20 protein-coding genes and 1 pseudogene are annotated in these 26,377 nt (G+C 65.5%); 4 read left to right on the plus strand and 17 right to left on the minus strand.

From position 1 onward, the window contains the following. Positions 1-38: 38 nt before the first annotated feature. From CK218_RS15020 to CK218_RS15040, 5 genes and pseudogenes are all read right to left on the minus strand, one after another. Positions 39-878: pseudogene (locus CK218_RS15020) on the minus strand (fumarylacetoacetate hydrolase family protein); the annotation flags it as partial. A gap of 237 nt (positions 879-1,115) precedes the next feature. Beyond that, positions 1,116-1,847: an SDR family oxidoreductase gene (locus CK218_RS15025; RefSeq protein WP_095828194.1), complete on the minus strand. Its 732-nt coding sequence runs from the start codon at positions 1,845-1,847 to the stop codon at positions 1,116-1,118. Between the two features lie 201 nt (positions 1,848-2,048). Then, on the minus strand, positions 2,049-4,424 hold the full coding sequence (locus tag CK218_RS15030; protein WP_095828195.1) for an aldehyde dehydrogenase family protein: 2,376 nt from the start codon (positions 4,422-4,424) through the stop codon (positions 2,049-2,051). A gap of 166 nt (positions 4,425-4,590) precedes the next feature. Next, the gene (gene deoC / locus CK218_RS15035; RefSeq protein WP_066996200.1) at positions 4,591-5,640 is read right to left on the minus strand and encodes a deoxyribose-phosphate aldolase; all 1,050 of its coding nucleotides are present in this window, start codon (positions 5,638-5,640) and stop codon (positions 4,591-4,593) included. 140 nt (positions 5,641-5,780) lie between these two features. Beyond that, positions 5,781-6,608, minus strand: a complete 828-nt coding sequence (locus CK218_RS15040) for a ferredoxin--NADP reductase (protein ID WP_095828196.1) — start codon at positions 6,606-6,608, stop codon at positions 5,781-5,783. Positions 6,609-6,828: 220 nt separating this feature from the next. On the opposite strand from CK218_RS15040, the gene CK218_RS15045 reads away from it, so the two are divergent. Both CK218_RS15045 and CK218_RS15050 read left to right on the plus strand, forming a co-directional pair. Beyond that, positions 6,829-8,901, plus strand: coding sequence for a hydantoinase/oxoprolinase family protein (locus CK218_RS15045; RefSeq protein ID WP_095828197.1), 2,073 nt, complete (start codon positions 6,829-6,831; stop codon positions 8,899-8,901). 2 nt (positions 8,902-8,903) lie between these two features. Then, positions 8,904-10,610, plus strand: a complete 1,707-nt coding sequence (locus CK218_RS15050) for a hydantoinase B/oxoprolinase family protein (protein WP_095828198.1) — start codon at positions 8,904-8,906, stop codon at positions 10,608-10,610. On the opposite strand, the gene CK218_RS15055 is transcribed toward CK218_RS15050, so the two are convergent. Genes CK218_RS15055 through CK218_RS15080 form a run of 6 tightly spaced genes read right to left on the minus strand, consistent with a single transcriptional unit; the run spans position 10,611 to position 17,672 of the window. Continuing rightward, positions 10,611-11,072, minus strand: coding sequence for a MarR family transcriptional regulator (locus tag CK218_RS15055; protein ID WP_095828199.1), 462 nt, complete (start codon positions 11,070-11,072; stop codon positions 10,611-10,613). It lies immediately after the preceding gene. Beyond that, positions 11,069-11,653 (minus strand): amino acid synthesis family protein, encoded by a 585-nt coding sequence (locus CK218_RS15060; protein ID WP_095776936.1) that lies wholly within the window; start codon positions 11,651-11,653, stop codon positions 11,069-11,071. Before CK218_RS15060 ends, CK218_RS15055 begins: the two co-directional genes overlap by 4 nt. Next, positions 11,646-12,527: a hypothetical protein gene (locus CK218_RS15065; RefSeq protein ID WP_095828200.1), complete on the minus strand. Its 882-nt coding sequence runs from the start codon at positions 12,525-12,527 to the stop codon at positions 11,646-11,648. The genes CK218_RS15060 and CK218_RS15065 overlap by 8 nt, the downstream gene beginning before the upstream one ends. Beyond that, positions 12,527-14,068: a 6-hydroxynicotinate reductase gene (locus tag CK218_RS15070; RefSeq protein WP_095782188.1), complete on the minus strand. Its 1,542-nt coding sequence runs from the start codon at positions 14,066-14,068 to the stop codon at positions 12,527-12,529. The genes CK218_RS15065 and CK218_RS15070 overlap by 1 nt, the downstream gene beginning before the upstream one ends. Further along, positions 14,065-16,818 carry a molybdopterin-dependent oxidoreductase gene (locus CK218_RS15075; protein ID WP_095828201.1) on the minus strand — a complete coding sequence of 918 codons (2,754 nt, stop codon included), beginning with the start codon at positions 16,816-16,818 and terminating at the stop codon, positions 14,065-14,067. The genes CK218_RS15070 and CK218_RS15075 overlap by 4 nt, the downstream gene beginning before the upstream one ends. Then, positions 16,815-17,672, minus strand: a complete 858-nt coding sequence (locus CK218_RS15080) for a xanthine dehydrogenase family protein subunit M (protein WP_095828202.1) — start codon at positions 17,670-17,672, stop codon at positions 16,815-16,817. Before CK218_RS15080 ends, CK218_RS15075 begins: the two co-directional genes overlap by 4 nt. A gap of 224 nt (positions 17,673-17,896) precedes the next feature. Here CK218_RS15080 and pncA point away from each other — a divergent pair, with 224 nt between their 5' ends. Together pncA and CK218_RS15090 are read left to right on the plus strand one after the other, a co-directional pair. Continuing rightward, positions 17,897-18,511 carry a bifunctional nicotinamidase/pyrazinamidase gene (gene pncA / locus CK218_RS15085; RefSeq protein ID WP_095828203.1) on the plus strand — a complete coding sequence of 205 codons (615 nt, stop codon included), beginning with the start codon at positions 17,897-17,899 and terminating at the stop codon, positions 18,509-18,511. Positions 18,512-18,569: 58 nt separating this feature from the next. Further along, positions 18,570-19,970: a sodium:proton antiporter gene (locus CK218_RS15090; protein WP_066996202.1), complete on the plus strand. Its 1,401-nt coding sequence runs from the start codon at positions 18,570-18,572 to the stop codon at positions 19,968-19,970. A gap of 90 nt (positions 19,971-20,060) precedes the next feature. Here the strand turns inward: CK218_RS15090 and CK218_RS15095 are convergent, their stop codons facing one another. From CK218_RS15095 to CK218_RS15120, 6 genes are all read right to left on the minus strand, one after another. After that, complete coding sequence (locus CK218_RS15095) at positions 20,061-20,789, minus strand: ABC transporter ATP-binding protein (RefSeq protein WP_095782184.1); 729 nt, start codon at positions 20,787-20,789, stop codon at positions 20,061-20,063. Further along, complete coding sequence (locus tag CK218_RS15100) at positions 20,782-21,510, minus strand: ABC transporter ATP-binding protein (protein ID WP_095828225.1); 729 nt, start codon at positions 21,508-21,510, stop codon at positions 20,782-20,784. Before CK218_RS15100 ends, CK218_RS15095 begins: the two co-directional genes overlap by 8 nt. Further along, a complete protein-coding gene (locus tag CK218_RS15105) occupies positions 21,507-22,469 on the minus strand; it encodes a branched-chain amino acid ABC transporter permease (protein ID WP_095828204.1) in 963 nt (320 codons plus the stop codon). The genes CK218_RS15100 and CK218_RS15105 overlap by 4 nt, the downstream gene beginning before the upstream one ends. After that, on the minus strand, positions 22,466-23,347 hold the full coding sequence (locus tag CK218_RS15110) for a branched-chain amino acid ABC transporter permease (RefSeq protein WP_066996178.1): 882 nt from the start codon (positions 23,345-23,347) through the stop codon (positions 22,466-22,468). Before CK218_RS15110 ends, CK218_RS15105 begins: the two co-directional genes overlap by 4 nt. Before the next feature lie 107 nt (positions 23,348-23,454). Next, positions 23,455-24,759: an ABC transporter substrate-binding protein gene (locus CK218_RS15115; RefSeq protein ID WP_095799108.1), complete on the minus strand. Its 1,305-nt coding sequence runs from the start codon at positions 24,757-24,759 to the stop codon at positions 23,455-23,457. Positions 24,760-25,014: 255 nt separating this feature from the next. After that, a partial coding sequence (locus CK218_RS15120; protein WP_095828226.1) for a hypothetical protein occupies positions 25,015-26,377 on the minus strand: 1,363 nt, incomplete at its 5' end.

Here is a 26,377-nt window from a genome sequence, read left to right on the forward strand (position 1 = left end):
TCTCCCACAAGGGGAGAAGGCGAGGTCTGCGCGTACTCGTCCGCCTTGAAGGTCTGCTTCTGCTGGCCCATGCCCTCGATGCCGAGCTCGACGACGTCGCCGGCCTTCAGGAACACCGGCGGCTTCATGCCCAGCCCGACGCCGGGCGGCGTGCCGGTGGAGATGATGTCGCCGGGATGCAGCGACATGAACTGGCTGAGATAGGAAACCAGATACTTCACGCCGTAGACCATCGTCTTGGTCGAGCCGTTCTGCATGGTCTTGCCGTTGACCGTCAGCCACATTTTGAGGTTCTGCGGGTCGGCGATCTCGTCCGTGGTCACCAGCCAGGGGCCGATCGGGCCAAAAGTGTCGCAGGACTTGCCCTTGGTCCACTGGCCTTGGCGCTCGGCCTGGAAGGCTCGCTCGGAAACGTCGTGCGCGACGCAATAGCCGGCAACATAATCCAGCGCGTCGTCCTCGCTGACATACTTCGCCGTCTTGCCGATGACGACGCCGAGCTCGACTTCCCAGTCGGTCTTGACCGAGCCGCGCGGGATCAGCACGTCGTCGTCCGGCCCGACGATGGCCGAACTCGCCTTCATGAAGATGATCGGCTCCGGCGGCACTGTGGCGCCGGTCTCGGCAGCGTGGTCGGAATAGTTGAGGCCGACGCAGATGAATTTCCCCGTGCCGGCGACGCAGGCGCCGATGCGTGGGCTACCGGAAACAGCCGGCAGCGATTTCGGATCGAGCTTCGACAGCATCTCCAGCGAAGCCGGATGCAGCGCCGTCCCGGCGATGTCGGCGACATAGGCTGAAAGGTCGCGGATCGTGCCATCCTGATCGAGCAGGCCGGGACGCTCGCTTCCCACCTCGCCATAGCGCAGCAACTTCATCTTTTCTCTCCACCTTGCGGCCAAAGACCGATTTGCAAAACTTCCCGCCACGACCTCATGCGAAAATCGGGCGGACCCTAGCCATCAGCCTGGTACCCCGCAAGCGCGGACTCCGCGCAGTCGGTCGGCAGGCTGGATTTTTCAGACTTTTCGATGCTTCCGATGAACGCGTAGACTCGATCCGATCTTCCTGTTCGCCCACTACCACCGCGAACCGCCCTATTTTCGAAACGGGAGTCAGATCGACCAGCCGCCATCAATATTGTAGGCCTGCCCCGAAGTGTAGGTGGCGCCTGCCAGATGGAGAGCGAGATCGGCGATTTCTTCCGGCGTGCCCAGCCTTCCCATCGGCTGGCGGGCGATGAAGGCGGCGCGCGCCGCCTCATAATCGCCCTGCGCATGCATGCGATCCTGCAGCGACGGGCTCTCGACCGTGCCCGGACAGATGGCGTTGCAGCGGATGCCCTTAGCCACATAATCGGCGGCCACCGCCTTGGTCAGGCCGACGACCGCCGCCTTGGTCAGGCCGTAGACGAAACGGTTCGGCACGCCCTTCTGCGAGCTTGCCAGCGATGCCATGTTGATGATCGAGCCGTCGCCGCGCTCCAGCATGCCGGGCAGCACGGCGCGGATGGTGCGGATCATAGAGCGGACATTGAGATTCAGGGCGAAGTCGAGATCGGCATCCGTCATTTCGAGGATCGACCCCGAATGGACGAAGCCGGCGCAATTGAACAGAACATCGACCGGGCCGATCTCGGCGAAGGCCGATGTCACGGCTGCGTCATCGAGCACGTCGAGCTTGCGGGTTTTTATGCCGGAAGTCTTGCCGAGTTCGGCCAAAAGCTGCTCGTTGATGTCGGTGGCATGAACGGTGGCGCCGGCCTTGGTGAAAGCCAGCGCGCTCGCCCGCCCAATGCCTTGCGCCGCCGCGGTGATGACGACCACTTTGCCTGCCAGATCCGCCATGCTTCCCTCCGGTGTCGCAAGCTTTCTTAGTGGCGGCCAGACGGGATGCAATGTGCCAGGCGAGCCTGACCACTATTCCGCAGGCCAATTGTTTTTTCTGGTTAAAGAACACATGCCGATGCGTCAAGCCTCGAAGCCTGCGGCAAACGCGCCGAATTTGCGGCGCGAGTGTCGTCAAACCAGACCCGGTCTGGAACGCGCTTAGTCGCCGTAAGGCACCCAGACGTTCTTGACCTCGATGGCGCGGCGCAGGACGGCCTCGCCAGCCGCCTCGCTCGATGTCCAGTCGAGGCTGCGGCCATTGCCGGTCCAGACGCGCTTGAGGTTGCCGATGGAATCGGCCTCCGCCTTGGCGCAGGTGTCGGCATCGGCAAACACCCAGAGCCCATCGACGTCGTCGTGCTTGGCCAGAACGCCGCAGAGCTCGGCGCTGCGGCCGGTGACGATATTGATGGCGCCGGCCGGAATGTCGGAATATTCGATGACCTGGTAGAGATCCGTGGCTAAAAGCGGGTGACGCTCGGACGGCACGGCCACCACGGCGTTGCCCATGGCGAGCGCCGGCGCCACCAGCGAGACGAAGTTGAGGAGCGGCTGATTGTCCGGCGCAACGATGCCGACGACGCCGACAGGCTCGTGCAGCGCAAGCGTCACGGCGCGGGCCGGCGGCTGGTGGACGCGGCCCTCGAACTTGTCGGTGAGGCCGGCATAGAGGAACAGCCGCTCGACGGACTGCTCTACCTCCTCGCGCGCTGCCTTCGCCGTCACGCCGGTGAGTTGGACAAGGCGTGCAGCGAACTCATCAGCACGGCCCGAAAGGTTTTCCGCGAAGTAGTAGAGCACCTGGCTGCGGTTGAAGGCCGTCGCGTCCGGCCAGGCTTTGCAGGCGCGCGCGGCGGCGACCGCGTCGCGGATATCCTTGCGGTTGCCAAGACCGACTTCGCCGGCAAGCTTCCCCTTGGCGGTGGCGACGGCCAGCGAGTAGTTGCCGTCCGGACGCACCTGCTTGCCGCCGATGAACAGCTTTGCCGTGCGGTCGATGGCCATACCGTCAGCCTGCTCGACGACCTGCGCTGAGCCGACTGCGGCCGGCTTGATGGCGGGGCCGACCGGCAGCTTGGCGGCAAGATATTCGAACATGCCTTCGCGTCCGCCTTCGCGACCGAAGCCGCTTTCGCGATAGCCGCCGAAGCCGCAGGCCGCATCGAACATGTTGGTGCCGTTGACCCAGACGACGCCCGCCTTCAATTGCGGCGCGACATGCAAAGCGAGATTGACGTTCTCGCTCCACACCGAAGCGGCGAGACCGTAACGCGTGTTGTTGGCCAGCTCGACCGCCTCCTCGGTGTTGCGGAAGCTCATCGTCGCCAGCACCGGCCCGAACACCTCCTCCTGCGCCAGGATATTAGCCGGCGAAACAGAGGTGGCGAGCGTCGGCAAGTGATAGTAGCCCGTCGTCGGCAAGGCAGCGTCCGGCTGCCAGCAAGCGGCGCCCTGCCTGGCGCCCTCGGCGATCAGGCCCTTGACGCGGTCGAGCTGCGTGCGGTCGACCAGCGGCCCGATGTCGGTGTTCTTGTCGAGCGGGCTGCCGACGCGCAGGCGGCTCATCCTGACCTTGACCTTGGCGATGAAGGCCTCCGCGATGCCTTCCTGCACCAGGAGCCGCGAGCCGGCGCAGCAGACCTGGCCCTGGTTGAACCAAATGCCGTCGACCAGTCCCTCGACGGCGCTGTCGAGGTCGGCATCCTCGAAAACGACGAAGGCCGATTTGCCGCCGAGCTCCAGCGACAGCTTCTTGCCCGATCCGGCGGTTGCCTTGCGGATGATCTTGCCGACCTCGGAGGAACCGGTGAAGGCGATCTTCTGCACGCCCGGATGGTTGACGATGGCGGCACCCGCCTCCGGTCCGCCCTGAACGATGTTGACGACGCCTTTCGGCACGCCGGCGCGCTCGCAGATCTCGGCGAACAGTATGGCGGTGAGCGGCGTGAATTCGGCCGGCTTCAGCACCACCGTACAGCCGGCCGCGAGCGCGGGCGCGATCTTCCAGGCCAGCATCAGCAGCGGGAAGTTCCACGGAATGACCTGGCCGACGACGCCGACCGGCTTGTGGCCGGGAAAATCCTTCTCGAGCGTCTGCGCCCAGCCGGCATGATGGATGAAATGGCGGATCGCCAGCGGCACGTCGATGTCGCGGCTCTCGCGGATCGGCTTGCCGTTGTCGATCGATTCCAACACTGCGAACAGGCGCTGATGGCGCTGCATGGCGCGGCCGATGGAATAGAGCACTTTCGCTCTGGCGTAGCCCGATGATGCCGACCATTTCGGCAGCGCCTTTGCGGCCGCCGCAACCGCGGCGTCGATGTCGCCGGCACCCGCATCCGAGATCTTCGCCAGCAGCTTTGCGGAGGACGGCTCGCTGGTATCGAAAGTCTTGCCGCTTGCCGCCGCCTTCCAGGCGCCGTCGATGAACAGCGCCCTGGAGAAATCGCGGCCGGCGAGCCAGGCGTCGGCCTCGTTGCGGGCTTCCGGCGCCGGGCCGTATTCCATGGCGCGATAGCGTTCGAGGATGTTCATGGGGTCGCTCCTTTACCCTCCCCCTTGTGGGGAGGGTCGATCGGCGAAGCCGATCGGGGTGGGGGTAAATGGCTGATGGTCTGGTGCATGGATCAGGCAGATTTGTTTTTCGACCCCCACCCCGCCGCTTCGCGGCGACCCTCCCCGCAAGGGGGAGGGGGGTGGCTCACGCCATCGCGTGGCGATGGTTGGCCGAATAGTGGCCGGTCAAATGATGTTCGAGCTGGCGCTCGATGTCGGTGAGCAGGCTGGAGGCGCCGAAGCGGAACAGCTGCGGCTCGAGCCAGGGCCGGCCAAGCTCTTCCTTCATCAGCACCAGCCAGTCGAGCGAGACCTTCGCGGTGGAAATGCCGCCCGCCGGCTTGAAGCCGATCAGATAGCCGGTCTCCTCGAAATAGGCGCGGATGGCCCGCACCATCGCAAGCCCGACGGGAAGCGTGGCGTTGACGCTTTCCTTGCCGGTCGAGGTCTTGATGAAATCGGCGCCCGCCATCATCGCCACCATCGAGGCCAGCATGACGTTGCGCAGCGTGGCGAGATCGCCCGTGCCGAGGATGACCTTGAGATGGGCGTCGCCGCAGGCGGCGCGCATGGCCACGATCTCGTTGAACAGCTCGCGCCATTTGGCGCCGTAGACCAGGCCGCGCGGAATGACGACGTCGATCTCGTCGGCGCCGTCCTTCACCGAGGCCTCGATCTCCTGCAGGCGGGTCGAGAGCGGCGCAAGGCCGTGCGGGAACGCTGTGGAGACAGCCGCGACATGGATGCCGGTGCCGCGCACCGCATCCACGGCCGTGGCCACGAAGGGATGGTAAACACAAACCGCCGCGGGGCGGATCGTTTCGTCGGCGATGCCGAGGCCCTCGACGATGTCCCGGCGCAGCGGATTGATCGCTTTGGCGCAGAGCCGGCGCACGCGCTCGTCGGTGTCGTTGGAATTCAGCGTGGTCAGGTCCATGCAGGCGATCGCGCGCAGCAGCCAGGCGGCCTGGTTGTCGGCCTTGATCGAGCGCCGCTTGGTGAGGGTGGCGACGCGGCGCTCCAGCGCCGAGCGGTTGACGCTGCGCACGGATTCGAGGAAGCCGAGGTCCAGCTTCATGCCAGGATTGCGGGCAATGCCGTGCTCCAGCGGCATCGGCGTGTTGGCGGCGGCACGCGCCGGCAGCGGCATGATCTTGGACGCGCCTGCGCCGGCCTCGCGGATGGTGCTGCTCATCTCCTGCCCTTTCATTCAGCGACGTGCACTGAAGATAGCCCGCGAAGTTGTCCTTCACGAGTCCTTCAGTGGCTCATAGCGGAAAAAGGCGGCAAAAGCAGTAGGTTTTTGACCGCATGGTCAAAACACTGGGAGATGCCTCAGCCGACGAAGGCGCGCTCGACGACGAAGCTGGCGGGATGGCTGAGCGAGCCCTCCTGGAAGCCGAGGCTTTCGGCGAGCTCCTTGACGTCCTTCAGCATGTGCATCGAGCCGCAGATCATGATGCGGTCGGTCTCCGGATTGAGCTTGTCGATGCCGAGGTCGGAGTAAAACTTGCCCGAACCGATCAGGGCCGTGATCCGGCCCATGCGCGCCGACTCCTCGCGGGTCGTCGAATTGTAGAGCGTGACACGCCCGCCGGTCAGCTCGCCGATCAGCGGATCGGTCTCGAGCGCAGCGACCAGTTCCTGGCCGTAGGTGAGTTCGGCGTTGTCGCGGCAGGTGTGGGCGAGGATCACCTGATCGAACTTCTCATAGGTGTCGGGGTCGCGCAGCAAGCTGGCGAAAGGCGCGATGCCGGTGCCGGTCGAGATCATGAACACGCGCTTTGCAGGCGTCAGCGCGTCGAGCACCAGCGTGCCGGTCGACTTCTGGCGCATGATGACGGTGTCGCCGACCTCAATCTTCTGCAACTCGGAGGTCAGAGGACCGTCCGGGACCTTGATCGAGAAGAATTCGAGCTCGTCGTCCCAGGCGGGGCTGGCAACGGAATAGGCGCGGAAGATCGGCTTCTCGGCATTGGGCAGCCCGATCATGACGAACTCGCCGGAGCGGAAGCGCAGCGACTGCGGGCGGGTGATGCGGAACGAGAACAGGCGGTCGGTGTAGTGCTTCACCGACACCACGGTCTCGGCATAGACATTGGCCGGGATCGGGAACTGCAGCGGCTTTGCGCCGGCGAGGTTCAACGCGGATGTCGTGTTCATCAAACCCAACTTTCCGGCGCGGACGCGAGGCGCTGGCGCCAAACTTTCTCATGCGCGCCCGAACGGTCAGGTTCCGACGTGCTCTCTGCACACTGCCAAGCGGTAAACTCTTGTGTCCGGAATTTATTAGTATACAAATGATCTTCAGGTCAAGATGGCAGCGTAAAACGGCTTTCCAAACCGAGGCATATCCGTAGTCCTGGCATTTCGGGTTTCGGCAATGAATGAGAAATTTTCGGCGTCGGCGGGAAGCGTGGTTGCCGGCATCGATGTCGGGGGAACCTTCACCGATCTGCTCCTGATCGACGGCAAGGCCGGCGGCAAGGTGCACATCGCCAAGACCCCGACGACGGTAGAAAATCAGGCCTTTGGCGTGGTCGCCGCACTTGGCGCGACCGGCTTTCCGGTTGAGGGCATCGACCTCATCGTGCACGGCACGACGACCACCACAAACGCCGTGCTGGAGCGCCGGCTGGCCAGGACCGGCATGATCACGACGCGCGGCTTCCGCGACGTGATCGAGCTCGGACGGCGCACGCGGCCGCAAGCCTATGGCATGACGGGCACCTTCGTGCCGGTCATTCCGCGCGATCTGCGGCTCGAAGTGTCGGAGCGCGTCGAGGCCTCCGGCGCGGTTCGCCTGCCGCTCCACGAGGCCGAAATGCGCGATGCCGTGAAAAAGCTGCTCGACGCCGGCTGCGAGTCGCTCGTCATCCATTTCCTGCATTCCTACGCCAACCCCTCGCACGAGCGGCGCGCGGCCGAGATCGCGGCGGAGCTCTGGCCGAACGGCCACATCACCACCGGCCATGCGCTGCTTTCGGAGGCGCGCGAATTCGAACGCGGCGTGACGGCGGCGGTCAACGCCTCGGTGCAGCCGATCCTGGAGCGCTATGTCGAGCGGCTGCGCAAGGAGCTCGCGGCGAAAGGCTATGCGCGCGACTTCCTGATCATGAACGGCAATGGCGGCATGATCTCGGCCCGCTTCGTCACGCAGGAATCGGCAAAGACCGTCATGTCCGGTCCGGCTTCCGGCGTCATCGCCGCCGCCTATACGGGAAAACGCGCCGGCTTCGCCAACCTGGTGACCTACGATATGGGCGGCACCTCGACCGACGTGGCGCTGATCCGCAATGCCGAGCCCGCGGTCTCGAACGAGATCGAGATCGAATATGCGATGCCGATCCATGTGCCGATGGTGGCGGTGCACACCGTCGGCGCCGGCGGCGGCTCGATCGCGCGCGTCGACGCCGCCGGCCTGATCCAGATCGGCCCGGAAAGCGCCGGTGCCAATCCCGGCCCGATCTGCTACGGGCGCGGCGGCACGGAACCCACCATCACGGATGCCAATCTGGTGCTCGGGCGGCTGGCGCCGAAGAAGCTGCTTGCGGTCGACAATCCGGTCACTGTCGAGCGCGTCACCGCAATCTTCGAGGACAGAATCGGCAGGCACACGGGCCTTTCCGGCGTCGAGGCGGCCGGTGCCATCTTGAGGCTCGGCAACATGAAGATGGCGGGCGCCATCCGCATGGTTTCGGTGTCGCGCGGCCACGACCCGCGCGATTTCGCGCTGTTCGCCTTCGGCGGCGCCGGGCCGCTGCACGCGACGGCGCTGGCCCGCGAACTCGGCCTGCCGAAAGTGGTGGTGCCGGCACGCCCGGGTATCACCAACGCGCTCGGCTGCGTCGTCGCCGACCTCAGGCACGACTTCGTCAATACGGTCAACCAGCCGGTAGCGAGCCTCGACGAAGCAAAGCTTCGCGAGTTGTTGGAACGGCACCGAAACGAAGGCGAGTCGCTGATCGGCAAGGAAGCGGTGAAGCCCGATGCAATCCGCGTCACCCACTCCGCCGACATGCAGTTCGTCGGCCAGACGCACATCATCAACGTGCCGCTACCCTCATCCTCGGTTTCACGGGCGACGCTGCAGCAGCTGTTCGAAAAAGCCTATTTCGCCCGTTTCAAGGTCGAACTGCCGGAGATCCGCGCCAATCTCGTCAACCTCAACACCTCGGTGACCGGGGTGCGGCCGCAGATCGACCTGTCTCAGCTGATCGACCCGGCAGGACGCGCGGCGACGCTGGAGGCAGCGCGGCGCGAGATCCGGCCGGTCTGGTACAGCGGGCGCTGGCACGACACGCCGGTCTATGCGCGTGAAAGGCTGCCGCTCGACGCAACAATCGAGGGACCGGCGATCCTCGAGCAGATGGACGCCACCACCGTGCTTGAGCCCGGCGATCATGCGCGTTCGGACGCCGACGGCAACATCATCATCGACATCGGCGAGGCCTGACAATGGCAGTCGAAGGGGCAAAGCTCGACACGATCACGCTTTCGGTGCTGCAGGCCGCCCTGCAGCAAGTTTGCGACGAGATGGATTTGACGTTTTCCCGCGCCGCCTTCTCGCCCGTCATCGCCGAGGCCAATGACCGCTCCGACGGCATCTATTCCGCCGTCGACGGCTCGCTCATCGCGCAAGGCGGCCAAGGCCTGCCGGTGTTCGTCGGCGTCATGCAATATTCGACCAAGACGGTGATCGAGATGATCGCCGACGGACGCTGCCTGGCCCCTGAACCCGGCGACATCTACATCGTCAACGACCCCTATCTCGGCGGCACGCATCTGATGGACGTGCGCTTCGTCATGCCGGTCTACCGCGACGGCAAAATCTTCTGCTGGCTGTCCAACACCGGCCATTGGCCGGATATCGGCGGCGCGGTGCCTGGCGGCTTCTCGGCCTCGGCCACCGCCGTCGAACAGGAGGGTCTGCGGCTGCCGCCGGTGAAGCTGTTCAAGAAGGGCGTGCTCGATCCCGAGATTTACGCCATCATCTGCTCCAACATCCGCGTCGCCGACCAGCGCATCGGCGACATCCATGCGCAGGCTGCGGCGCTGCTGATCGGCCAGGACCGGCTCAATGAAATCCTCGATCGTTACGGAGACGAAACCGTGGTCGACGCGGTCGCCGAACTGCGCCGCCGCGCCGCCGACCAGATGCGCGCCTCGATCGCCGTCATCCCGGACGGCGTCTACCGCTCACAGGCTTTTGTCGATTCTGACGGCGTGGTGAACGAGCCGCTGACCATCAATCTGGCCGTCGAGAAGCAGGGCGACAGCCTGACCTTCGATTTCGCCGGCTCGTCAAAGCCCTGCGCAGGCCCGATGAACAGCGTGCTGGCGACGACGCTGTCGTCGGTCTATCTCGCCATGCGCCATATCTTCCCCGAAGTGCCGATCAGCGCCGGCGCGTTCGAGCCGCTCAATGTCAAGCGGCCCGAAGGTACCTTCCTCGACGCCAAATATCCGCGCCCGGTCTCGGGCTGCGCGGCGGAAGTTTCGCAGCGCATCGCCGAGGCCGTGTTCGCGGCCATGGTGCAGGCCTTGCCGGAGAAGGTCACGGCGGCGCCCGCCGGTTCCAGCGGCAATTTCGCGCTCGGCGGCAACGACCCGGCGCGCGGCCGCGACTATGTCATGTACCAGATTTCAGGCGGCGGCTATGGCGGCAACGCGGGCCATGACGGCTTGAGCAATGGATGCTCGACCATCGGCATTTCGAAATCGCCGCCGGTCGAAATCATGGAGCAGGCGTTCCCGGTACTCTACCGCCATTACGCGCTGCGCGAAGGCTCCGGCGGCGCCGGCAAACATCGCGGCGGCTTCGGGCTCGCCTACGAGGTCGAGATCCTGCGCGGTGAAGCCCGCGCGTCCTTCGTCATGGACCATGGCCGTTTCGGGCCGCAGGGCGCGCTTGGCGGCAGGGACGGCGCGCCGAACACAGTGACCGTGTTCCGGGGCGGCGAATCGCATGTGCCGCCGCATCTGTCGAAAGAGCAGGATATCGCGCTCAAGGCCGGCGACCGCGTGCGCGTCGGCACGCCCGGCGGCGGCGGCTATGGCGATCCGCGCGAGCGTGATCCGAAGCAGATCACCGAGGATGTCCGGCTCGGCTATTATACGCCTGAGCAGGCGCGAGAGATGTTCGGGGTCGATCCGGAGGTTTGATCAGGCCAGCTTCGCCAGCAGCCGCAGGAAGGTCGCGGCCTCCTTGGCCGTGAGCGGCGCCAGCGTTTCCTCGGTGATGGTGCGCGCAAGCGGAATCAGCCGCTCGATCGCCTCGCGGCCTTCAGCCGTCAGATTGACCAGCAGCCGCCTCTTGTCGACCTCGTGCTTGGAAAGCTCGACCAGCCCGCGCGCCTTCAGCCGGTCGATGACGCCCTTTACGGTCGCAGCATCCATGGCGATCAGCGCGCCGAGCTGGTTCTGCGAGGTCTCGCCGATGTCGTAGAGCTTGGCGAGAGCGGCGAATTGCGGCGGCGTCAAATCCCCGATGTGCGAGGCGAAGATCGCGACGTGGCGCTGATGCGCCTTGCGCAGGATGAAGCCGACCTGGTCCTGCAGATGGTAGTTGTTCTCGTCCAGCTCTTCGGCCTCGACCAGCCGCAGCAGATTGTCCTCGCCGCTCATCTCAAGCCGTCCCAAGCCTTGATGTCTCCGGCCGCAAGGCCGCCCATACGGTTGTGGACGCGCGGGCCGCAAGTCATGGCGAGACAGAACAGGATCTCGTCGGGACGTGGGCCGTCGCTGATGCCGACTTCCATCGCGTCGAAATGGCTGCGCACATAGGCGGCGTTGATATGGCCGAGCGGGACATCGAGCCGTGCGCCGAAGGCGCCGACCTTCTTCGCCGACGGCACGATCGCCTTGGCGTCGCCGAGCCGCTCGCGCATGGCGTAGCCGCCGGGCACGTGCCAGAGCGCGCCGTGCTCCAGTTCGCCGGCACTGCCGACGATGGCGCCCTTGCCGTAACCGTCGATCTTTTTCACATCGCCGCCAAGCGCTGCGATCAGCCTGTCGGAAAGCAAGAGCCCGAGCGGCTTCAGGTCTTCCATTGCGCCCTGCAGGTCCTCGACATAGTGACCGGCAAACGGGTTCTTGACCACGGCGAGAGCCGCGGCGCGCAGGCGCGGCTCCTTCGCCACGGCGCCGCCATCGTGGAAGATCTCCTCGGTCAGCACCGCGACCTTGCGGATCGGGAATTCAGGCATGGGCAGTTTCCTTCGCTTTATGCTTGTTGGGCGCGGCGAGCGCCACGGAGCCACTGATGCGGGTTTGGCCGGCAAGGAACAGCGCCGACGCGGCGATCAGGCCGCGCCGGCGAAAATTTTCGGCGACGGCAAGGCCGTTGTCCAGCGCCCGGGCCACCTCGCCGGGCGCTAGCCCGCCGACGCCCTGCGTCACCAGCCGTTCGCCGAGATCGCTGTCGGGTGAAAGGTCCCGCGCGGGCACGCGATGAACCGCCGGATGCCCAGGCAGGTCGACCGCGTTGGCAATCAGCGTCGCCGCGGCATCCGCCTCGGCGCCGGTCCGCGCCAGCACGGTGACCGCGTCGGCGATGCCCAGCGAAAAGGAGCGGCCGCGCCAGCCACTGGTGGCGACGCCGCGCACGCCGTCTTCGGCGCGGATCGTGATGTGGTCGGCCATGCCGTGCCCGGTGCCGGCGATCGCCAGCGTTATTGTCTCGCCCTTACCGAGATAAATGGCACTGTCGCCGCCATTGTTGACGTAGGCGCGCTCGAGCCGGCGTCCGGCGAGAAGCGCGGCCAGAACTTCGTCGGCTACCGAACCCGCAACGGCGGCCATTGGCGTGATGAAGCTGTCCGCGAGCGGTGCGACCGCGGCCTCCATGCGCCGCGCGGTCGGACCTGCAAAAACGCGCGGCGTCAAAGACGCCGGACGGCGCAATTCGGGAAGCTCGTCGACCAGTTCGGTCAGGATCGTCTGGAAGCGCGCGACGGCCTGCACGCAGCCGGCGCGGCGTTCAGCTGCATCGCCAAAGGCCTCGACGATGAGGTCGATCGGCCCGTGGTTGAGATGAAGCCGCCTGCCGTCGGCGAGCCAATGCGCCTGCGGACCGTTCATCAGTCGGCCCCATTGGCCGGGGTGCGGCGCAATTGCGCCAACGGCGGCCAGGGATTGCCGGCCGGCGCGCCGGCATTGCTGCGCGGATTAAGGTACTCGCCGCCCTTGGCAAGAATATCCTCGACGCTGCGGATTTCGTCCTCGTAACCGCCGAGCCGGACGTAGTCGTCGCGGCGCATGGTGAATTCGATCGGCGCGACCAGCGCCGGCGTCGGCACATAACCGAATGCGCCTTCCGGCACGCGGGTGACATCGACCATCAGGGTGATGCCGCCGCCCGGCCAGACATAGACCGGCGCGCCGCCGACCGTGACATAGGTCTTCAGGCCCTGAACCGAGCGGGTGAGATTGACCGGGTTTTCGGTGACGCCGGCGCGCAGCGAGCCGCCCGCGCCGCCGATGAAGAGCACAGTGCACAGGGCCGGCTCGCAATTGTCCTCGATCAGGCCCACGGATTTCTGCAGCCGCTCCGGGAACGGTTTTTCGACCGGTTTCAACTGATCGTCCAGCTCGTAGTAAGCGAACTGTTCGCCCGTGGTCGAGACCATCAGCAGCGACAGGCCGGGGCGAGCACCCTTCTTGGCGTTCCAATCGCCCAGGATCGACAGCGGATCGGAGATCGTCGTGCCGCCCCAGCCGAGACCGGGCTCCGAAACCTTGAAGTAGCGGCCGGGCGTCGAGCGGCGGCCGATGATCTTTATCCCGGTATCCTCCCAGCCCAATACCTTGCCGGCCTGATGTTCCGACACGACGCCGGTGATATGGTCGTCAACCACCACAACCTCGTCGACGAGCCCGCGCCATTGCGTGGCGAACATGCCGATGGTGGCCGAGCCGCAGCCGACGCGCATGCGATGCTCGATCTTGCCGTCGATGACCGGCGCCTTGCCAGCCTCGACAATGACCGTCGCACCGCCGTCGATGGTGAGTTCGACCGGCTTTCTGTTGCAGAGGTTGAGAAGCGCGTCGCAAGTCGCGCGGCCTTCAGCCTTGGAGCCGCCGGTCAAGTGATGCACGCCGCCAAGCGACAGCATCTGCGAGCCATACTCGCCAGTGGTGACGTGGCCGATCGCCTCGCCTTCCGAGCGCACGGTCGCCGTCTCGTCGCCGATGTGGCGGTCGGTATCGATCTTCACCTTGACGCCGCAATAAGAGAAGATGCCCTCGGTGACGACGGTGACGAGATCGACGCCCTCGACCTCCTGGCTGACGATGAAAGGTGCGGGCTTGTAATCCGGGTAGGTGGTGCCGGCGCCGATCGCGGTGACGAAGCGGCGGCCGGTGTTGACCAGCTCGCCACCCCACTCCTCGCCCTCGGCGACGAATGGCACGACCGCGCCGCCGGTCTCGGCCGCGTGGTCGAGGACGGTGAGAGGGTCCATGCGCACGATGCGCCCGCCGACATTGCCGTAACGGTCGCAGGCCCCGGTGCGGCCGTCGGCGATGTAGCACATCACCGGACAGGCATCGCATCGAATCTTCTCCGCCACCTGCTTCTCACCGGGATCGTGGGTTTCGAAACGTTCGGCAAGCTCGCTCATCGGCGCGCCTCCTTCTCGCGGATCGCCGCCAGGATGCGGCTCGGCGTCGCCGGCACTTTAGTGACCAGCACGCCGGTGGCATGTCGGATGGCGTTGAGGATCGCCGGCGCGGTCGGGATCAGCACATGCTCCCCCAAACCCTTGGCGCCGAAAGGTCCTTCCGGGTCCGGAACTTCCACCAATATGTGCTCGACCGGCGGCACGTCGCCGATGGTCGGGATGAGGTAGTCGTGCAGGTTCTCGGTGCGGCCGGGGATATATTCCTCCATCAGTGCCATGCCGATGCCTTGCGCGATGCCGCCCTCGATCTGCCCCTCGACCAGTACCGGGTTGATGGCCTTGCCGACATCATGCGCGGCGGTGATCTTGAGCAGCTTCACCGTGCCCAGCTTGAGATCGACCTCGAGCTCGGCGATCTGGGCGCCATAACCATAGACGGCGTAGGGCTTGCCCTGGCCCTTGGCGTCGAGCGGCAGCGTGGGCGGATCGTAGGTCTCTTCCGCGACGAACACCAAGCCATCGGCATCGATCTTCAGTGTACGCAGATCGATGCGTCGCGTCGCATCCCCCTCGCGGATGGAGATGCTTGCACCGTCGAGCGCGATCGTCGCCTTCTCGGAAACATTGGCGAAGCGCAGGATCTTGTCGCGCAGCGCGCGGCCAGCCTTCTCCGCCGCCTTGCCGGTCACAAAAGTCTGGCGCGAGGCGGATGTCTTGCCGGCGTCCGGCGTGATGGCGGTGTCGGCGCTCTTCAGCCGGAATTTCGCCAACGGCAAGCCGAGCGCATCGGCACAGATCTGGGTGATGACCGTGTTCGAGCCTTGGCCGATGTCGACGGCGCCCTGGTGGAGCACGACATCTCCGGAGGCAGAGATGCCGACCTTGATCGTCGAAGGATTGGGCAGCGAAGTGTTGCCGCAGCCATACCAGCAAGAGGCGACGCCGACGCCGCGCTTGCTTGCCGTGTTGACGGCGTTGAAGCCTTCCGCCTCGCCAAGCGCGCGCGCCCAATGCGGTTGAAGCAACTCCAGGCATTCACCGATGCCCACGCCCGATTCCAGGCGCTGGCCTGTGACCGTTTCGCACCCGTTCCGAAGGCAGTTCTTCAGGCGGAAATCGAGCCGATCCATGCCAAGCTTGCCGGCGAGCTCGTCGTAGAGGGTTTCCTGCATGATGGTCGCTTGCGGCACGCCGAAGCCGCGGAAGGCGCCGGCGATCGGGCCGTTGGTATGGATGGCCCTCCCCGTCGCCCGATAGTTCGGCGTCTGATAGGGGCCGGAGGCATGCACCGGCACGCGGTTGGCAACCGTCGGGCCCCAGCTTGCATAGGCGCCGGTGTTGAAATCGCCCTCAAAGATCATTCCGGTGACGCGGCCCTCGGAATCGGCACCGATGGTCGCCTCCATTTCGGCCGGATGGCGCTTGGTGGTCGACATCATGGATTCGTTGCGCGTGTAGGCGAGTGCCGCCGGCCTGCCGGTCTTCATCGCCACAAGGCCGATCAGAGGCTGAAGCGAGACATCGAGCTTCGAGCCGAAGCCGCCACCGGTGGCGGTCGGCACGATGCGCACCTTTTCGACCGGGAGGCCGAGCACCTTGGCCGTGTCGTCGCGATCCATGTAAGGCGCCTGCGTGCAGGCGCCGATGACGAGCGTGTCGCCATCCATGTAAGCGAAGCCCGCCTCCGGCTCGATATAGGCATGCTCGACGAAGGAAGTCTCGATGGCGCCGGAGGCGGTGACAGCAGCGGCAGCAAGGGCGCCGTCGGGGTCGCCATGCTCGACATAGCCGGAGGTGAGCAGGTTCGCCGGGCGATGCCGGTGGATCACCGCCGCGCCGTCGGCTTTCGCCTCGCGGGGCTGCAACACATGCGGCAGTTCCGTCCAGGCGATCGGAAAATCCGTCAGGTCGAGGTCGAGGATGGCTTCGCGCTCGCCCGCCACCAGCGCGACCGCCTCGCCGCGAAGGCGCGCGAAACCTTCGGCGAGGGCCGGCTGATCAGCAAAGGGGCCGATGACCCCGAAGCAGTTCTTGCCCGGAATGTCGGCGGCGGTGAAGACGCCGGCAATGCCGGGATGCTGTTTGGCCCAGGCGTCGAGATCCCCGAAGCTGAAACCGGCGTGATAGTAGGGCGAGCGGACGACCAGCACCGACAGCGCGTCGTGCGGAAAAGAATCGCCGCCGAATTTTTCGTCGCCGGTAACCTTCGGCACGCCGTCGAGCCGGATCGGCGAGGCGCCGACGGCGCGGCCGACCTCCGGCAGGCGACGGTCGAAACCATCCATATGCTGCGAGGCATGCATCACCGCCGCGACGATTTTCCGGTACCCCGTGCAGCGGCAGAGCACGCCGCCCAGCGCATCCTGCGTCTCGGCCTCACTTGGCGTTGGGTTGCGCTCCAGCAGCGCGGTAGCCGCCACCAGCAGCCCCGGCGTGCAGATGCCGCATTGCGCGGCGCCGTGTTCGAGAAATGAGGCCTGCAAGGCCGACAACCTGCCGTTGGCGAGGCCCTCGACCGTGATGACGGACGCGCCGGAGACCGAGGCCGTCGGCACAAGGCAGGCGCAGACGGGATTGCCGTCGACCAGCACGGTGCAGGCGCCGCAATCGCCGGCGTCGCAGCCGACCTTGGTGCCGGTCAGCCGCAACTCGTCGCGCAGAACCTGCGAGAGCCGCCGCACCGGCGGCACCGACACGCTGACAGCCGCGTCGTTGACCTCGAAGGCAATATCGGTGCGCTCCATTGTCATGCGGCCACCTTGCCTTCGCCAAGGCTGGTCGCAGCGCACACTGCGCGGACAACGATCTCGCGCGCCGCATGCTCCCGGTATTCGGCGCTGCCGCGCACATCGGCGATTGGCGACAGTTCGTCGATCGGCGCGGACAGCACCGCATCGGCGAGCGCGGCGGTAACCGGCTGGCCGCGCAGGGCCGCCTCGACGCCACCAAGACGACGGGCGACGGCGGAGCAGGCGCCGACAGCGATAGCAGCATCGGCGACCACGCCATCTTCGATCACGAGACGCGCCGCCGCCATGGCGATCGAGATCACGAGATAACGCCGCGCGCCAAGCTTGACGAAGGCGGACGAGCCGACAGCCGAACGTTTCGGCACACGAATGGCGGTAACCATCTCGTCCGGCTGCAGCGCCGTGCGGCGATTGCCGAGAATGAACCCGCCAAGCGGCAGGTAGCGCGTGGCTTTCGCCGACCGCAATTCGACTTCGGCATCGACCACCTGCAGCGCCGGCACGCCGTCGGCGGCGGGCGAAGCGTTGCAGAGATTACCGGCGACCGACGCGACGTTCTGGATCTGGACCGAGCCGACTTCGCACGCGGCCGCCTTCAGCGCATCGAACGCCCTGGGCAGCTTGTGGCGCACAACGTCGGTCCAGGTGGTGCGGGCGCCGATCCACCAATAGTCGTCCGTCTCGGCGATGCCGCGCAGCGCGGCGAGACCATTGATGTCGAGAATGTTGTCGCGGAATGGTTTCGCGCCCTGCGCCGGATAGAAATCGGTGCCGCCGGCCAGAATGCGCCAGCGGTCCTCGCCAAGCAGAGCGAGCGCCTCGTCGACCGTGGTGGGTTTCGCGTAACGGATCACGCTTTGCCTTCCCAGAAAGGGGCCTTTCCGAGGGAATCTGCCGCCGTCCAGCCGGGCAAATTCATTCGTATGCAAATGATATCAACTTCGCCGCGATTGTCAAAGCGAAGTGGTCGGCCACGGCTTTGTTATGCCTGTGGAGGTTGACGCAGCCGGCCATCTGGTCAAGGTTCCGTGTCCGGTCGCGTCAACTGGAGCCCAAGCCGAGAAAGAAGGGAGGCCGCATGGCCGACGAAGCGCTCATCGTCATCGACCTGCAGAACGACTTTTGCCCCGGCGGCGCGTTGGCCGTGGCCGGCGGCGACGAGATCGTGCCGCTGGTCAACGACCTGATCCGGCGGACCGATCACGTGATCCTGACGCAGGACTGGCATCCGGCCGGCCATTCGAGCTTCGCTTCCAGCCATCCAGGCAAGCAGCCCTTCGAAGCGATCGAGATGCCCTACGGGCCGCAGACGCTTTGGCCGGATCACTGCATCCAGGGCAGCCTTGGGTCCGATTTCCATTCCGGGCTCGCCTGGACCAAAGCGGAACTGGTCATCCGCAAGGGTTTCCGCACCGCGATCGACTCTTATTCGGCTTTCTTCGAGAACGACCACACGACCCCAACCGGCCTTGCCGGCTATCTCAAGGAGCGCGGCATCGATGCCATCACCTTGGCCGGCCTGGCCACCGATTTCTGCGTCGCCTTCTCGGCACTCGATGCCGCCAAGCAAGGTTTCAAGACGACGGTGCGGCTGGATGCCTGCCGGGGCATCGATCTCAACGGCTCGGTCGGCACGATGCTGAAACGGATGCGCGAGGCCGGGGTGATGCTCGAAGATCACCTTTCGGACTGACCGCGCCGTGAGGCATCGAGGGGGCTTTGCGACATTGGCGAAGGCGCTGGCGGCAACCATGACGGCCGCACTCCTTCTCGCCTTTCCACAAGCGGTTTTCGCAGCCGAGGCGCATGAGCTGCCCGGCGCGGCGATGTCGCTCTGGTGGGCGCTGCCCTTTGCCGGCCTGTTGCTGTCGATCGCGACCGGGCCGCTCCTGTTCCATCATGTCTGGGAGCATCATTACGGCAAGATCGCCGCCGCGTGGGCGGCACTTGCCGTGGTTCCGCTGGCGATCGCTTTCGGCATGCCGGCGGCAAGCGAGGCGGTGCTGCACACGCTGCTCACCGAATATCTGTCCTTCATCATCCTTTTGTTCGCGCTGTTCACCATTTCCGGCGGCATCCTGGTCGCCGGCAACATCCACGGCACGCCGCTGGTCAATTCCGGCCTGCTGCTGATCGGCGCAATCCTCGCCTCGGTCATCGGCACGACGGGCGCCTCGATGATCCTGATCCGGCCGGTGCTGCGCGCCAACGACAACCGCCCGTTCAACGCGCATGTGGTGATCTTCTTCATCTTCCTGGTTTCGAACATCGGCGGCTCGCTGACCCCGCTTGGCGACCCGCCGCTCTTCGTCGGCTTCCTGCGCGGGGTCGACTTCTTCTGGACGACCGCGAACCTCTGGCGCGAGACGCTGTTCACCGGCGGGCTGGTGCTGATCATCTTCCTGGCGCTCGACATCGTGCTGCATCGCCGCGAGGGCGGCTTGCCGAAGATCAAGGACCCGACACCGGACACGAAGGTGCGCCTGCGGGGCCTCGCCAACCTGCCGCTGCTGGCCGGCGTGATCGGTGCGATCCTGCTTTCCGCCAGTTGGAAGCCGGGCATCAGCATCCCGATCCTCGGCATCGGCCTGGAACTGCAGAACCTGGTGCGCGACGCGATCATCCTGGCGCTGGCCTTTCTGTCGCTCAAAGTCTCGTACAAAAACCACAGGGAAGCGAACGGCTTCAGTTGGGGGCCCATCGCCGAGGTGGCGAAACTGTTTGCCGGCATCTTCATCTGCATCGTGCCGGTTATCGCCATCCTGAGAGCCGGGCACGATGGCGCGCTGGCGCCGCTGGTTTCGCTGGTCACCTCGGCGGACGGCCAGCCCGACGATCTCGCCTATTTCTGGCTGACCGGAGCGCTGTCGTCCTTCCTCGACAACGCGCCGACCTATCTGGTGTTCTTCGAGCTTGCCGGCGGCGACGCCAGGCACCTGATGACGGAGGCGGCCTCCACGCTCGCCGCGATCTCGGCCGGCGCCGTGTTCATGGGCGCCAACACTTATATCGGCAATGCGCCGAACTTCATGGTCTTTGCTATCGCCAGACATCGCGGCTTCAAGGTGCCGGGCTTCTTCGGCTACATGGCGTGGTCCGGCCTGGTGCTGATCCCGACGTTTTTGATCGCGGGATTTTTGTTTTTTAGGTGAAGCGGTGCAGAGCTTTACCTCCCCTTGTGGGGAGGTCGGGCCAGGTCCGGGTGGGGGTCGGCGCCAGCTCCCGCTGCTTAGCAGTGACCTTCAGCCCACGCCTACATAGCGCCGAACCGCGGAGGGGTCGGCGCGCAGTTCCTCGACATCGACCGTCTCGCGGTTGCGGCCGTTCTCGATGAATGAGATGCGGTCGGCGACCGACAGCACGGCGTCGACGCGCTGCTCGACCAGGATCGTCGAGACGCCCAGATCGCGCAGCTTCGCCACCGTCTCGCGGATCTTGGCGATCATCGACGGCATCAGCCCTTCGGTGGGCTCGTCGAGAAGAAGCACCTGCGGCTCGAGGCAGAGCGCACGCGCCATGGCAAGCATTTGCTGCTCGCCTCCGGAAAGCGTGCCGGAGCGTTGCTTCAAGCGCTCTCGCAACAGCGGGAAAAGGTCGAGGACGCGTTCCCGCGTCGCCTTGCCCTTGCCGCGGGCCATCAGGCCGATCTCGACGTTTTCCGCCACCGTCATGTCGGCGAATAATCGCCGGCCCTGCGGCACATAAGCGACGCCCGTCTTCGGCACGTCATGCGCGGCAAGCCCGGTCAGCTCCTTGCCGGCCAGTCTGATCGAACCGGCAGCGGCCGGAACCAGCCCCATGATCGCCTTCAGCGTCGTCGTCTTGCCGGCGCCGTTGCGGCCGAACAGGCAAAGCACTTCGCCCTTGTTGAGGACAAGGTCGAGCCCGTAGAGCACCTGCACCTCGCCGTAAAAACAGTCGAGGCCGGAAATGGCGAGCAGCCCGCTCTCGGTGCCGGGGAGATCAGCCATGGGTCGCTCCGAGATAGGCATCCTGCACCTCGGCATTGGCGCGGATCTGATCGGGCGTGCCTTCAGCGAGAATCTTTCCCGAATTGAAGACGGTGATGCGGTCGGCAAGCTGCATGACCACCGGCATGTTGTGCTCGATGAGCAGCACGGTGGCATGCTTGGCGATCTCGCGCACCAGTAGGACGAAATTGTCGATCTCGCTGTCGGCCAGCCCTTGCGTCGGCTCATCGAGGATCAGCAGGCGCGGCCTCAGCGCCAGGCCCATCGCCACCTCCAGCAGGCGCTGGTGGCCGTAGGAAAGCTGGCCGGCCGGCGTGCCGGCGCGGTCGGCGAGGCCGGTGCGTTCCAGCGCCGCCATGACGCCGCTCCTCACCTGCCCCTTCGAGCGGCCGTCGGTCAGCGTGCGCTGCACCGGCAGCGCGACATTGTCGTAGGCCGTGAGGTTGGCGAAGACGCTGGTGATCTGGAAAGTGTAGGCAACGCCGAGGCGAACCCTTTTGTAAGCCGGCATGGTCGTGATGTCGGCGCCGTCGAAGACGATCATGCCGGAGGACGGCTGGATGCGGCCGCTGAGCAGGCTGACGAAAGTTGTCTTGCCGGCGCCGTTGGGGCCGATGATGGCGCGGATTTCGCCCGGCATCAGCGCGAAATCGACGCCGTCGACGGCGCGCAGGCCGCCGAAACGGCGCGAAAGACCCTTGGTGGTGAGCAGCGGCATCACGGCAGCCATCCGAGCCAGCGCTGGCGGACGCTGCCCAGAATCCCCTTCGGAAAGAAGAGCACCAGCAGGATCAGCGCCACGCCGACGATCAAAAGATAGGCGGAGGTGAAGCCGCTGGTGATGTCGGTGACATAATACATGAACAGCGTGCCGATGAGCGGCCCGAGAATGGTCGCGGCGCCGCCGAGCAGCACCCAGAGCAGTGGCAGGATCGAATACTGCACCGACGCGAAGCTCGATCCAATATAGCCGAACAGCAGCGCGTAAGCGGCACCGGACGCGGCGCAGATGGCGCCCGAGGCAACGACGGCGACGAGCTTGTTGGCGACGGTGTCGTAGCCCAGCATCTTCGTGCGCTCCTCATTCTCGCGAATGGCGACCAGCACGCGGCCGAAGCGGGAGCGAACGAGGACAAGCGTGATGAGCAGCACGACCGAGAACAGCGCCAGAGCGCTCATGTAGCGCACAGTCGGATTGGTCAGGTCGAGCGATGCGCCGCCGATCGCGATTATTCTCGACGGCTGCTGGATGACCAGGCCCTGATCGCCGCCGGTCCAGGCGGCGAAATAAAGGATGAGCAGATAGAAGACCTGCGCGAACATCATGGTGACGATCATGAAGGCCACACCCGATGTGCGCAGCGCGAGCAGGCCGATGACCAAGGCAAGCAGGGCGCCGCAGGCAACCCCGGCAACGAAGGCTTCCGGCACGCCCCAGCCCAATTGATAGACAGCCAGCCCGGCACCATAGAGGCCGGCCGAGAAGAACATGGCGTGACCGAGGCTGAGAAGGCCGACATAGCCGAAGAGCAGATTGTAGCCCATGGCGAAGACGGCAAGCGCCATGATGCGCGCGAACAGGCCCTGATGATAATCGGGCAGGACGAAATTCAGCGCGAACAGGAGCGCGATGACGCCGATATGCAGCGCGTAGGTCTTCGCCGGCGAAGCATCCTTCATCGCGCCGCCGTCCCGAACAGGCCCTGCGGCCGGAACACCAGCACCATGGCGACCACCAGCGTGGCGATGATCTTGGCCAAGGTCGGCGAGAAGAACACCGAGACGATGCCGTCGGAGAGGCCGATCAGGATGGCGGCGACCAGGGTGCCGCGCAGCGAGCCGAGCCCGCCGATGATGACGACGATGAAGGACAACAGCAGCGGGTCCTGCCCCATCAGGTAATGCGCCTGGCTGATCGGCACGATCAGCACCGCCGCGATCGCCGCCAGCATGGCGCCGATGGCGAACACGCCGGCATAGACGCGCTCGACCGGGATGCCGAAGGCCTGCGCCGTCTCGCGGTCATACTGGGTGGCGCGCATGATCAGGCCGATTTTCGTCCGTGTCAGCACCAGCCAGGTGATCACCAGCAGAACCGCGGAGGCGGCAATGACCGAGAGCTTGTAGCCTGAATAGCCGAACCACGGCAGCAGGATGCGGTAATTGAAGGGCGGCTCGACCGGGCGCGCTTCCGGGCCGTAGAAGGTCAGCGCCAGCTGCTGGATGATATAGAGCATGCCGATGGTGGCGACGATGGTGCCTTCGGGATTGTAGTTCAGCCGGCGCAGCACCAGCCATTCGGCAAGAAACGCGACCAGCCCGACCAGCAAGGGCGCAATCACCAGCGCGGCGACGAAGCCGACCGCGGGATGGCCGGAAATCGCCGTCGAGATCGCCCAGGCAAGCACGGCGCCCAGCATGAAGAACTCGCCATGCGCGACATTGACGATGCGCATGACGCCGAACACCAGCGACAGGCCAAGCGCCGTCAGCGCCAGCACGGCGGACGTGACGAGGCCTTCCAGGGCGGCGAGCAGGAGGTGGGGTCCGAAGTGCATGGGCTAGATACCGGCGGATGCGCGAGGCACCCCCCACTGCCCTGCCGGGCTGTCCGGCAGGGCAGTGGGGGGTGGCTTGGCGCTCACGCTCGGTGAAACGTCGAAGCTCACAGCGCTTGCGTCGTGTAATCCCCTTCCGGCTCGTAGAGGCCGTCCTCGATCTTGGTCTTGTGGACGACCTTCAGCTTGCCGCCTTCGACCTTGGAGATGTTCTGGATGCCGAAGCATTGGTGGATCTTGCCGTTAAAGGTTTTCGGACCCTGCGGATGCTCCGGCCCTTCGGCGAATTCCTTCAGCGCTTCGGTTGCCTCGACCAGCTTGGCGCGGTCTTCCGGCCCCTTGTAGCCGGCATCCTCCATCGCCTTCTTGACGACATAGAGCGTCTCCCAGCAGCCGAACATGTGGGCGGCGGTGGAGACGTCCTTGGGGTCGCCGACGGCGGCGCCATTGTCGTCGATGCCGACGGCGGCGCGATAGGCCTTCTGCGCGGCGGAGTCATCGGGCTGCGCGTAGCGCGGCGAGCCTTCCCAGAAATGGCTGCCGTCGAGGAATTCGAGGCCGGGGCTGTTGATATCGACGGCTTCGAGGGAGTCGATGAAGCCGAAGAGCTGCGGCCTTTGCGAGCCGTAGAACTCGCCGAGTTCCTTGACGAAGGTGAGCACGGCCGGACCGACCATGACGTGGTAGATCACCTCGGTCTCGGCCGGGATCTGCGGGAAATATTTGGTGAAGGACGACTCCGTCGGCGGGATGGCGATCTGCGCGATCACGTCGGCGCCTTGCGCCTTCAACGCCGGCGGCAGATAGTCGCGATGGTCGTAGCCGAAGGCGAAATCGGGGAAGATCTGCGTCACCTTCTTGCCGGCATTCGCCGCGATCCACGGCGCCATCGATTGGATCTGGCTCTTCACGTCGGTGATGCCGGGCTGGAAGACGTAGCGGTTGAGCTTCGTCGAGGCGACGTGGTGGCCTTCGCTGACCACGAAATAGGGAATCTTGTTCTCGCCGGCGGCGGGCGCCGAGCCGATCACCACATGCGAGAACAGCGTGCCGAAGACGATGTCGGTCTTATGCTGCGTGGCGAACTTGCCGACCACCTCGGCGCCGCGGGCAGGATCGGTGCCATCATCTTCGATCACCAGCTCGACCTTGCGGCCGCTGATACCGCCGGCATCGTTGATCGCCTTGACGGCGGCGGCGCTCGTCTTCTCGTACCAGCGGCCGTAGGCGGCGCCGATGCCGGTGCGGTGCGACTGGAAGCCGATCTTGATCGGCGCCGAGCTCTGCGCCTGGCTGTAGCGAACGAAGCCGGGCGCGAGCGCCAGGCCGGCGCCGGCGGCGATGCCTTTCAGCGCGGTGCGGCGGGAAAGCGTGCTTTTGGAGAGGTCGAAAAATCCGTTCTTGTCAGCCATGTCCGTTCCCCTGTTTTCAGTTTTTTGACCAGCGATAAGGCGGCTCGATCCTCCGCGCTCGGAGGACCCGAAAATTGCATGTGTACAAACTAAATCACCAAAGCCGTGACGTGGCAAGCGAGCTTCCACTCCAGCGCCGCGCGTCCTCTAGGGGACGCGCAAAGGACGCTGGAGCACTTTCATGTTGCGCATGATCCTTTCCGAAAATCGAACCCGGTTTTCGGGGTCATGTGCGCGTCATGACGGGCCCTTGTCTCATCCCACCGTCGGCGTGGCAAGCAGCCATAGGCCGAATATGGTGTAGGCGATCATCAGAAGCGTCAGCGGCAGCTGGCTGAGCGCCGCGCGCGACGGCTGCGGGTGGAGTCGCCAGGCTAGGCCGTGTGCGATCAGGACCGCCAGCACATGGCCGGCGATGATGACGCCGGCATGCAGATTCCACAGCCACCAGGCCGACTCGGCGCCGGCGACAACGCCCGCCTCGACCATCCTGTCGGCGGTGCCGAACAGGTTCCAGCCGAGCGCGAACGGGTCGGACAAAGCGACCAGCGCGTATTGGCCGTCGACGAGCAGCGCCGTGAGGTAGTGGGCGATGTGGTAGGCGAGCGCGATCGGCACGATCGACCAAACCAGGAGGCCGGCGGCTTTCTCGAACGGTTGCCCGTCGCCGGCAAGGCGCTGGCCGAGTGAAACGGCAAGCGCGAACACGGCCGCCAACAAGATGAATGTCAGCACCAAGCCAAAGCTGCCGATGCCGATCAACGCGGTGCGGCCGGGAAATTCCAGCGGATTGACGCCGAACAGGCCGAGCCAGAAGAAGGTTTTGGAAAGACCGTCGAAGGATACGGACGAGAGCGCCAGCAGCAGGAACGCCGTGCCGCTTGCCGGCAGCGACGAGGCGGAAAGCAGCTTCGCACCGGGCCAGCCGAGGTGGAGCCGGCCTTTCTCGCGCTGCAAAGGCGCGAAGCGGGCGACCATGGAGAAAAAGACGGTCAGGAATTCGCCGCGCCGACTCCAGTCTTCGTAGCCGAAGACGCATATGGCGGCGAAGCTGAGCAGCCAGTAGATGCCGGCGGCGAAGGCCAGGCGCGACGGATCGTCGGGCGCGGGATCGATGAGCTCGAACCAGGCGAAGCCGAAGAACAGGACGAACGCCGGCCAGTAGCCGAGCCATTTGGGAAGGAGCGATGGCTCGGCTTCGTCAGTGCGAAGGCTGAAGACGCGAGATGCAACGCGCCAGGGGCCGTACCACGGGTTGAGCCAGGACCAGAGATCGCCAAGTACCCCCTGCAGCAGCGTGAAACCGGCCCAGAGCAGCGTCCAGATCACCAGAGGCAAGGGGTTGGAGAGTGGATCACGGCTGCCGAACAGGCCGGTGGCGATGAGAAGCACGAAGCCGGCAAGGGAAAGCAGGCTGAGGACGGTGCGCGGGTGGTCGCTGACAGTGAACAAAGAGAGGCGTCGGCGCCAGAAGCGGTCAAGAGCGGCGGGCGGCAGCAGCGCCAGCGTCAGAAAGCTGAAAGCCACCGCAAGCGCGCCACCAGCGATGTAGTAGCCCGTAGGAAGAAGCAGGACGTGGCCGCGGTCAGAGGCGTGGGCGAAGGCGGGGGTGGGGAGG

The sequence above is a fragment of the Mesorhizobium sp. WSM3879 genome, assembly GCF_002294915.1.
GTDB lineage: Bacteria > Pseudomonadota > Alphaproteobacteria > Rhizobiales > Rhizobiaceae > Mesorhizobium.

What these genes read in the sequence shown, in the direction of transcription:
- CK218_RS15025 (WP_095828194.1), bottom strand. Translation starts at nt 1,847, where the DNA reads ATGGCGGATCTGGCAGGCAAAGTGGTCGTCATCACCGCGGCGGCGCAA.
- CK218_RS15030 (WP_095828195.1), bottom strand. Translation starts at nt 4,424, where the DNA reads ATGAACATCCTCGAACGCTATCGCGCCATGGAATACGGCCCGGCGCCG.
- deoC (WP_066996200.1), bottom strand. Translation starts at nt 5,640, where the DNA reads ATGAGCAGCACCATCCGCGAGGCCGGCGCAGGCGCGTCCAAGATCATG.
- CK218_RS15040 (WP_095828196.1), bottom strand. Translation starts at nt 6,608, where the DNA reads ATGAACACGACATCCGCGTTGAACCTCGCCGGCGCAAAGCCGCTGCAG.
- CK218_RS15045 (WP_095828197.1), top strand. Translation starts at nt 6,829, where the DNA reads ATGAATGAGAAATTTTCGGCGTCGGCGGGAAGCGTGGTTGCCGGCATC.
- CK218_RS15050 (WP_095828198.1), top strand. Translation starts at nt 8,904, where the DNA reads ATGGCAGTCGAAGGGGCAAAGCTCGACACGATCACGCTTTCGGTGCTG.
- CK218_RS15055 (WP_095828199.1), bottom strand. Translation starts at nt 11,072, where the DNA reads ATGAGCGGCGAGGACAATCTGCTGCGGCTGGTCGAGGCCGAAGAGCTG.
- CK218_RS15060 (WP_095776936.1), bottom strand. Translation starts at nt 11,653, where the DNA reads ATGCCTGAATTCCCGATCCGCAAGGTCGCGGTGCTGACCGAGGAGATC.
- CK218_RS15065 (WP_095828200.1), bottom strand. Translation starts at nt 12,527, where the DNA reads ATGAACGGTCCGCAGGCGCATTGGCTCGCCGACGGCAGGCGGCTTCAT.
- CK218_RS15070 (WP_095782188.1), bottom strand. Translation starts at nt 14,068, where the DNA reads ATGAGCGAGCTTGCCGAACGTTTCGAAACCCACGATCCCGGTGAGAAG.
- CK218_RS15075 (WP_095828201.1), bottom strand. Translation starts at nt 16,818, where the DNA reads ATGACAATGGAGCGCACCGATATTGCCTTCGAGGTCAACGACGCGGCT.
- pncA (WP_095828203.1), top strand. Translation starts at nt 17,897, where the DNA reads ATGGCCGACGAAGCGCTCATCGTCATCGACCTGCAGAACGACTTTTGC.
- CK218_RS15090 (WP_066996202.1), top strand. Translation starts at nt 18,570, where the DNA reads ATGACGGCCGCACTCCTTCTCGCCTTTCCACAAGCGGTTTTCGCAGCC.
- CK218_RS15095 (WP_095782184.1), bottom strand. Translation starts at nt 20,789, where the DNA reads ATGGCTGATCTCCCCGGCACCGAGAGCGGGCTGCTCGCCATTTCCGGC.
- CK218_RS15105 (WP_095828204.1), bottom strand. Translation starts at nt 22,469, where the DNA reads ATGAAGGATGCTTCGCCGGCGAAGACCTACGCGCTGCATATCGGCGTC.
- CK218_RS15110 (WP_066996178.1), bottom strand. Translation starts at nt 23,347, where the DNA reads ATGCACTTCGGACCCCACCTCCTGCTCGCCGCCCTGGAAGGCCTCGTC.
- CK218_RS15115 (WP_095799108.1), bottom strand. Translation starts at nt 24,759, where the DNA reads ATGGCTGACAAGAACGGATTTTTCGACCTCTCCAAAAGCACGCTTTCC.